Annotated in this window: 8 protein-coding genes; 3 read left to right on the plus strand and 5 right to left on the minus strand. The window is 66.9% G+C overall.

Going from position 1 to position 8,730, the window contains the following annotated elements; all coding sequences use genetic code 11:
- Positions 1–36: 36 nt before the first annotated feature.
- Positions 37–402 carry a hypothetical protein gene (locus QOH60_RS02860; RefSeq protein WP_526416884.1) on the minus strand — a complete coding sequence of 122 codons (366 nt, stop codon included), beginning with the start codon at positions 400–402 and terminating at the stop codon, positions 37–39.
- Between the two features lie 28 nt (positions 403–430).
- The gene (locus QOH60_RS02865) at positions 431–682 is read right to left on the minus strand and encodes a metallothionein (protein WP_526416886.1); all 252 of its coding nucleotides are present in this window, start codon (positions 680–682) and stop codon (positions 431–433) included.
- Positions 683–791: 109 nt separating this feature from the next.
- On the opposite strand from QOH60_RS02865, the gene QOH60_RS02870 reads away from it, so the two are divergent.
- Positions 792–5,375: an ATP-dependent helicase gene (locus QOH60_RS02870; RefSeq protein WP_526416888.1), complete on the plus strand. Its 4,584-nt coding sequence runs from the start codon at positions 792–794 to the stop codon at positions 5,373–5,375.
- Positions 5,376–5,403: 28 nt separating this feature from the next.
- The gene (gene nei2 / locus QOH60_RS02875; protein WP_526416890.1) at positions 5,404–6,225 is read left to right on the plus strand and encodes an endonuclease VIII Nei2; all 822 of its coding nucleotides are present in this window, start codon (positions 5,404–5,406) and stop codon (positions 6,223–6,225) included.
- Between the two features lie 10 nt (positions 6,226–6,235).
- Here nei2 and QOH60_RS02880 read toward each other — a convergent pair whose 3' ends face one another.
- Entirely contained in the window at positions 6,236–7,138 is a 903-nt protein-coding gene (locus QOH60_RS02880; RefSeq protein WP_526416892.1) for an NmrA family NAD(P)-binding protein, read from the minus strand.
- A 36-nt stretch (positions 7,139–7,174) separates the two neighbouring features.
- Positions 7,175–7,582 (minus strand): DUF1330 domain-containing protein, encoded by a 408-nt coding sequence (locus tag QOH60_RS02885; protein ID WP_526416894.1) that lies wholly within the window; start codon positions 7,580–7,582, stop codon positions 7,175–7,177.
- Between the two features lie 378 nt (positions 7,583–7,960).
- On the opposite strand from QOH60_RS02885, the gene QOH60_RS02890 reads away from it, so the two are divergent.
- On the plus strand, positions 7,961–8,473 hold the full coding sequence (locus QOH60_RS02890; protein ID WP_526416896.1) for a hypothetical protein: 513 nt from the start codon (positions 7,961–7,963) through the stop codon (positions 8,471–8,473).
- A gap of 32 nt (positions 8,474–8,505) precedes the next feature.
- On the opposite strand, the gene QOH60_RS02895 is transcribed toward QOH60_RS02890, so the two are convergent.
- The coding region (locus QOH60_RS02895) for a DUF2510 domain-containing protein (protein ID WP_526416898.1) at positions 8,506–8,730 on the minus strand (225 nt) is incomplete at its 5' end.

Genomic DNA, 8,730 nt, shown 5'->3' on the forward strand with positions numbered 1-8,730 from the left:
GGGCCCACTGCATGTACGCGACTAGGTAAACGGCTGCTACATCAGGGCTATCGGCGTCGTTGTCGTGTACACGACCAGCATCAGCACCAGGAGGAACCAGCCGGCGCCCTGCCAGATCCACCACCCCCCGCGCGCTTGCCACACCTGATAGGTGCGGACGAAGGCCGTTATGCCACCGACGAGCAGAACGGCAGCGGGACCGAAGGCGAGCGCATTACGTTGCAACCCACTGCAATTGGCTAGCGTCCCGGGGCTGGCGCCGGTTTTGCAATCGCTCACCCACGCGACGATGGCTACCAGGACGATAAGCGCGATTGCCACGAAAACGACCACGAATTTCACCGCCGCGGCGAACGTTTTCCTATCGCGCTGCGGGTTGGAGGTGTCGGGTGACATCTTCATGGTCTGACCCGATGGTATTCCTGGAAAGCTATCCGCCGGCCGGTGTGGGGTAACGGTCGTTGATGTCGGCGTTGCTCGCGCTGCGCGCACAGTTGGCGCAGCAGAAGATCGCGTCCTCGCTCTCCACGCCGTGCCCCAGGATCCGGCATCCGCAATGCCCGCATTCCGGGGCCACTTGGGCCGCCGCGCATTCGATGCTGTCGAACGTCGCGGTGCGGTCCCCCCAGGTAACCGTGAACGTCTTGTCGTAGTGATTGCCGCAGGTATCACAAGTAGGCATGCGATACGACTTCCCGGTCGGTACGCGCGGCAAACGAGACCACCGCTTGCACCGCCGGGTCGAACAGGTCGAGACGATTGTTGTCGTACCTGGTTGGCACGATGGAGGGGTGAGTTCCCTCGACCGGTTCAGCCCCGCCACGCGGGAGTGGTTCACCGGGACATTCGCTGCGCCCACTCCCGCGCAGGAGCAGGCCTGGTCGGCGATCGCCGACGGCGACAACACGCTGGTCATCGCGCCTACGGGGTCCGGAAAAACGCTGGCCGCCTTCCTCTGGGCCATTGACCGGCTGGCGGACCACCAGCCAGCAGCGGGCCGCACCCGCGTCCTGTACGTCTCCCCGCTCAAGGCGCGGGCCGTCGACGTCGAGCGCAACCTGCGCACGCCGCTCACCGGGATTACGCGCACAGCGCAACGGCTCGGTCTTGCCGACCCGCAGATCAGCGTCGGCGTCCGCTCAGGCGATACGCCGGCCGGCAAGCGTCGCGAGCTGATTGCGAAGCCGCCCGACATCCTGATCACCACACCTGAGTCGCTGTTCTTGATGCTGACTTCGGCCGCCCGCGACACGCTGGCAGATGTCGAGACCGTGATCGTCGACGAGGTGCACGCCGTCGCCGGCACGAAGCGCGGCAGCCACCTGGCGCTGTCGTTGGAGCGCCTGGACATGCTGTTGAAGCGGCCTGCGCAGCGGATCGGGCTGTCGGCCACCGTCAAGCCGGCCGACGAAGTGGCTCGCTTCCTGTCCGGGCAAGCGCACACCACGATTGTTGCGCCGCCAGCGGCCAAGACGTTCGACTTGTCGGTGGTGGTGCCGGTACCCGACATGGCCAATCTCGAGGACAACACGATCTGGCCTGACGTCGAGCAGCGCATCGCCGACCTCGTCGAGGCCCACAACTCCACGATCGTGTTCGCGAACTCGCGGCGGCTCGCCGAACGACTGACCTCACGTCTCAACGAGATTCACGCCGAGCGGTTGGGTATCGAGCTCGACGCTCCGGCCAACTCCCATGTGCCAGGCGGCCCGCCCGCTCACATCATGGCAAGCGGCCAGAGCTTCGGCGCCGAGCCTCTGCTGGCGCGGGCGCACCACGGCTCGGTCAGCAAGGAGCAGCGGGCGGCTGTCGAAGACGACCTCAAGAGCGGCCGGCTCAAAGCCGTGGTGGCCACCTCCAGCCTCGAACTCGGAATCGATATGGGCGCAGTTGATCTCGTGATCCAGGTGGAGGCACCGCCGTCGGTGGCCAACGGTCTGCAGCGGATCGGCCGGGCCGGGCATCAGGTCGGCGAGATTTCCCGCGGCGTGGTATTTCCCAAGCACCGCACCGATCTGATCAGCTGCGCGGTCACCGTGCAGAGGATGCACGCCGGCGAGATCGAAAGCCTTTCGGTACCAGCGAATCCGCTTGACGTGCTGGCCCAGCACACCATCGCCGCCTCGGCCCTGGACCCGCTGAACGCCGAGCTGTGGTTCGACGTGGTACGCCGCAGCGCGCCGTTCGCCACGCTGCCCCGCGGTGCGTTCGAAGCGACGCTGGATCTGCTGTCCGGCAAGTACCCGTCCACCGAATTCGCCGAATTGAGGCCACGTCTCGTCTACGACCGCGACGCAGGGCTTCTCACCGCGCGTCCGGGAGCACAACGGCTTGCAGTGACCTCCGGCGGCGCGATTCCGGACCGCGGCCTGTTCACGGTCTACCTCGCGACGGGTGCTGACGGCGATAAGCCCTCTCGGGTGGGTGAACTCGACGAAGAGATGGTGTACGAGTCACGGCCCGGCGACGTGATATCGCTGGGGGCTACGAGCTGGCGCATCACCGAGATCACCCACGACCGCGTGTTGGTCGTTCCGGCCCCCGGCCAGCCCGCCAGGTTGCCGTTCTGGCGCGGCGACAGTGTCGGGCGCCCCGCCGAGCTCGGGGCGGCACTCGGCGCGTTCACGGGCGAGCTGGCCCAGCTGGCGCTCCCCGAGTTTCAGAAACGTTGCGCTGCAATGGGTTTCGACGATTACGCCAGCGACAATCTTCGCCGCCTGCTTGAGGACCAGCAGCAAGCCACCAACGCCGTGCCCACCGACTCCACGCTCGTCGTCGAGCGCTTCCGCGACGAGCTCGGCGACTGGCGGGTGATCCTGCATTCGCCGTACGGGCTGCGGCTGCACGGCCCGCTTGCGCTTGCAGTCAGCCGGCGGCTGCGGGAACGGTACGGCATCGACGAGAAGCCCACCGCATCCGACGACGGGATCATCGTGCGGTTGCCCGACACCGACGCGGGCGACGCCGCCCCGGGTGCCGACCTGTTCGTGTTCGAGCCCGACGAGATCGAGCCGGTCGTCACCGCGGAAGTCGGCGGCTCAGCGCTGTTCGCCTCGCGGTTCCGAGAGTGCGCGGCGCGCGCGCTCCTGCTGCCGCGCCGTCATCCCGGCAAGCGGTCGCCGCTGTGGCATCAGCGTCAGCGGGCTGCCCAACTGCTCGACGTCGCGCGCAACTACCCGGATTTCCCGATCGTGCTCGAGGCGGTCCGCGAGTGCCTGCAGGACGTCTACGACGTACCGATGCTGACCGAGCTGATGGCGCGCATCCAGCAGCGCCGGGTGCGGGTCGTCGAAGTCGAGACCGCCACCCCGTCACCGTTCGCCGCGTCGCTGCTGTTCGGATACGTCGGCGCGTTCATGTACGAAGGCGACGCGCCCCTGGCCGAGCGGCGGGCTGCCGCCCTGTCATTGGACACCACACTGCTCGCCCAACTGCTGGGCAGGGTGGAGCTGCGGGAGCTGCTCGACCCCGAGGTGGTGGCCGCCACGCACCGCCAGCTGCAGCACCTCAGCCCCGACCGGCAGGCGCGTGACGCCGAGGCCGTCGCCGACCTGCTGCGCCTGCTGGGCCCGCTCACCGAACAGGAAGTGGCCGAGCGGTCGTCGACCCTCGAGATAGGGGGCTGGCTTGAATCGCTGCGCGGCGCCCGCCGCGCGGTCACCGTGTCGTATGCGGGCCAAACCTGGTGGGTGGCAATCGAAGACATCGGCCGGCTGCGCGACGGCGTCGGCATCGCGGTACCGCCCGGGGTACCGGTGAGCTTCACCGACCCGGTGGCAGATCCACTCGCCGAACTCATCGGCCGCTACGCGCGGACCCGCGGCCCGTTCACCACGGCCGAGGCCGCGCAGCGGTTCGGGCTCGGGCTGCGGGTGGCCGCCGACGTGCTGGGCAGGCTGGCGGTCGACGGAAAGCTGATTCGGGGCGAATTCGCTGAGCTGCCTCCTCTTCGCGCAAGCGGTCCCCCGCAAGCGGGTGGTGCCCCCACATCGGTCGCGCCCGGTGAATTCGATCAGTGGTGTGACGCAGAGGTGCTGCGGATGCTGCGCCGCAGATCGCTGGCGGCGCTGCGCGCGCAGGTCGAGCCCGTCAGCACAGCGGCATTTGGCCGGTTCCTGCCCTCGTGGCAGCAGCTCGGTGCGCGCGCAGTCGGCGTCGACGGGCTCGCCGCGGTGGTCGAGCAGCTCGCCGGCGTCGCCATCCCGGCATCGGCGCTCGAGCCGCTGGTTCTCGGGCAGCGTGTGCGCAACTACCAGCCCGCGATGCTCGACGAGCTTCTCGCGTCCGGCGAGGTCGTCTGGTCGGGCGCAGGCGCGATCTCCGGCAGCGACGGCTGGATCTCGCTGCATATGGCCGACACCGCGCCGCTGTCGCTGGCCACACCGGCAGAAATCGACTTCACCGATCACCACCGCGCGATCCTCGACACGCTCGGACACGGCGGCGGTTTCTTCTTCCGCCAGCTCGCCGGCGGAATCAACGACAGTGAGCTGAGAGTAGCTCTGTGGGAGCTGGTTTGGGCCGGCCGCGTCACCGGCGACACCTTCGCGCCGGTGCGTGCGATGCTCGCCGGTTCGCGCCGCGCCGGGCGGCCCGCGCACCGGAACCGACGGCGCCCACCGAGGCTGAGTCACTACAGCGTTGCGCAGTCGATGGCCCGGCCCGCCGACCCGACCGTCGCAGGCAGGTGGTCGGCACTGCCGCTGCCCGAACCCGATTCGACGCTGCGCGCTCATTTCTCAGCCGATCTTCTGCTGGGCCGCTACGGCGTGCTGACCAGGGGCGCCGTGGCGACCGAAGGCGTGCCGGGCGGGTTCGCGACGCTGTACAAGGTGCTCACCACGATGGAGGACACCGGCCGATGCCAGCGGGGCTATTTCGTCGAGTCGCTGGGTGGCGCCCAATTCGCTGTCGCGTCGACGGTGGACCGTCTTCGAGAGCATCAGGACGGCCTCGATCCCGACCGGCCCGCGCTATCGGCTGTCGTGCTCGCGGCGGCTGACCCGGCCAATCCCTATGGTTCCGCGCTACCGTGGCCCGAGCGCAAGCAGGCCGACGGCGAGACGGTCCACCGGCCGGGCCGGAAAGCGGGAGCGCTCGTCGTGCTCGTCGACGGGGAGTTGGTGTGGTTCCTCGAGCGCGGCGGGCGTTCGCTTCTGACGTTCTCGTCGGATCCTGACGCGCATCGCGCTTCTGCCGGTGCGCTGGCTGACCTCGTGGCCCAGGGGCGGGTCGGCGGAATCCTGGTGGAGCGCGTCGATGGCACCGCGGTCCTCGACCCGGCGTTGGCAGGCGAGCGGGAAACGGTCGCCTCGGCGCTTTCCGAGGCCGGTTTCGTGCGCACGCCGCGGGGCCTGCGGCTGCGGGACCGATGAGCGCTCGCGCGAAGAGCAACTGGCACTGATGCCCGAGGGCGATACGGTATACCACACCGCGGCCAAACTGCGCGACGGGTTGGTCGGCAAGGTGCTGACGCGCTGTGATGTGCGTGTACCCCGTTTCGCCACAACGGATTTGACCGGGCACACCGTTGACGAAGTGCTCAGCCGAGGCAAGCACCTGTTCATCCGCGTCGGCCCGGCAAGTGTTCACTCACACCTGAAGATGGACGGCAGCTGGCGCGTCAGCGTCGATGAGCCGCTTGCGCGAAGAGCATCAGCCGTCGATGAGCCGCTTGCGCGAAGAGCGAAAAACCGCCGGGTGCGGGAAAATGACTACCGCGTGCGAATCATCCTGGAAGCAGGGTCAGTTCAGGCTGCCGGCGTCGACCTGGGGCAACTGGAGATCCTCCCGCGTGTCGACGATATGTCGACGGTCGCCCACCTCGGCCCAGACCTGCTCGGCACGGACTGGGATGCAGGCACGGCGGCAGCCAATCTCATCGCCGACCAGGACCGCCCGATCTCCGTCGCATTGTTGGACCAGCGCACCATGGCGGGCGTCGGAAACGTCTACTGCAACGAATTATGTTTCGTGTCTGGGCTTTTGCCCACTGCCCCGGTACGCAATGTCGCGGATCCGCTGCGTCTGGTCTCGAGAGCCCACGACATGCTGATGGCCAACCGGTCGCGGTGGAGCCGCACCACCACCGGAGACCTGCGTCATGGCCGGGAGTTGTGGGTGTACGGCCGCGCGTCGAAACCGTGCCGGCGCTGCGGCACACTGATCGAAACCGATTGGGCCGGTGAACGTGTCACGTACTGGTGCCCGCGCTGTCAGCGCTGACACCCGCCCGTCAGCCGCCGAATCGTTTGGGATGGGAGGCGATGTAATCCGCGACGGTGCGCGCAGGTTCACCGGTCAGCGTCTCCACGGCATCGGACCTGCGGTTGTACCGGTCGTCGCGGTGCAGTTTCGTCATCGTCGCGATGTGCTGCTGAACGTGATCAGGCAACCCTGAGCTCCGCAGATATTGCCGATTCCAATCGTCGTACGGCGTGTCCTCCGCCGCGACCGGCCGGTTCAGCGCGCGGCTGTACGCCTCGGCGACGCCGTGGATGTCCAGAATCTCCGGGCCGGTCAGCTCATAGACATCGCCGATGCGCCCGGCCGGGTTCAGCAGCAGCGCAGTGATCACGCGCGCCACGTCGGCGGCGGCGATCGGGGATGTGCGGCCGGTGCCGAAGGGCAGCGGCAGAACACCGCGTTCGTGCACCGACCGGCGAGCAAGCAGCGTGAATAGCGGGTTGTCGAGGAAGATCGTTGGCCGGATGTGTATCACCGGCACGCCGGACCAGTTCATCACCTGCTCGGACAGCCAGTGCAGCCACTGCTGCGACGACTCGCTGCTGCTGGTCAGTGACATCTGCGACACAGTCATTTGGGACATGTTGACGATGGCCTCATAGTCGCCCAGTTCGCGTGCCACCGCGCAGACGATCGCCGTCGCCTCCAGATAGTCCAGCGACACGCTCATGTTGAAGAACATCCGCTGAACACCTGTCATGGCGTCGACGACGTCTCCCGGCTTGGTGAGATCACCGACCACCACTTCGGCGCCGAGGTCCCGAAGTTGTTGTGCGCGAGCATCTTCGCGATGCACCATCGCCCGCACCGGCTCGCCCTCGCCGAGAAGCATCTCGACGACAAACCGACTGACTCCGCCGCTTTTTCCGGCCGCCCCCGTGATCAGGTACATGCCATAAACCTAGGCGACCGCCCGCAGCCTGGCTTGCTACTGGACCATCCAGATGGATGTCGCGATCAACTCGCCGCGCTCGAGTGCGGCCGCCCGGTGCTCGTGGACCTTGAGGTACTCCTGATCGGTCACCATGTCGATGAACGCTGCCGGCGAGGGGTATTCGACGATGAGAATCGCGTCCCACCAAGGCTTGTTGTGCTCCTCGCGTCCGCCCGGCTCCTCGCCGATGACGGCACCCGGCGCGCCGCCGCCGAACCGGACCTTCCCCCCAACACGCTGCAGGTGCGGGGCGACCTCCTGCCCGTATTGCAGATACCGCTCCAGGCCGCCCGGCTGCTTGAACTTCAGCAGATTGACCATGACGACCGGCTCGTCGGCCGGCCGCGCGGCCAATGCGGCGAATTGTTCAGATGTGGGTTCCAACGAAGAACTCGTACTCACAAGGGCTAACGGTAGCGACGGCTCGTTCCCAGCACGACCGCCGAGCGGGGTGCCGATTCGGCGGTACGGCGGACCCGGATGAAATACCCTGACGATCAAATGTGGAGGTAAGCCCGGGGAGGACTCGTCATGACTACTGGGGCAGTGCGATACAACGAGCGGTCCCTCTCGGGAATAGCGTTCTCGGTCGGTACCGGGACTGTGGTCGGGACCGTCTGTTTGGCCACCGGCCTACCAGACCCCCTACCAGGCGTCCTTACCGCGTCTGCAGCCACCCTGCCGGCCGCGGTCGCCTACCATCGGCAGTCTCGCCGGCGGAATCCCGGCGAAGACATCGCCCTCCTGCAGCGCGGCGAATTGCGTCGCCCAATCGGGCTCGTGGTCACGATCTTCGTGGCCGCGGTACTCGCGGTCGACTCGATCGTCGGCGTCGTCGGGGGCTTGTTCGCCACGGCGGCAAACCAAGGCCCGAGCATTGTGCTGATGTTGGTCTTCGTAGTGTTGGGCGCGGCCGCCGATTTCTTCATCGCGTCCTACGCGTCGCACTACCTGGGGAGGAACCCGTACTGGTGGATCGCGGCGGGCGTCGGCATCGTCTTTGTCATTCGAATGTTCGTCATTGTCATCCTCTTAGCCATCTACGGCCCGGTTGTAGATTTTGGGGTGGTATTCGGCCTCACTCTTTTGAATCACCTGATATATCTCGGCGGATGTCTTTTCGGAACGTGGTACGGCACCCAAAACCGGCAACGATTCTTTGCGACGAAAATTTATCGGGCGCAGCAGAAACTATCGTGGGAGCCCCTGCCCCCGCCCCCTATCCAAACATTCGCTCAGACCGCCGCAAACACCCTTCCGCCACCGAATCCCCGCGATCGCCGGCTCGAGTAACTACCGGCTCATTTAGTGAAACCCGTGAGTTCTCAGCCCGGGCGGTTGCGCATGCGATCGGTCCACTGGATGCCATCCCACCACCGGTCGATGGCGTGTAGCCCCGGGTCGGGGTACCACCCTTCAGCGGGCGAAAGGTCCCCGGCGGTCTTGACGTTCTCTGGTGTGTTCCGGAGTCCGTCGGTCCAGCGCAAGCCGTCCCACCAGCGGTCGATGCCATGCAACTCCGGATCGGGATACCAGCCTGCTTGTGGTTG

The sequence above is a fragment of the Mycobacterium sp. genome, assembly GCF_032159765.1.
In the GTDB taxonomy this organism is placed as follows: Bacteria; Actinomycetota; Actinomycetes; order Mycobacteriales; family Mycobacteriaceae; genus Mycobacterium.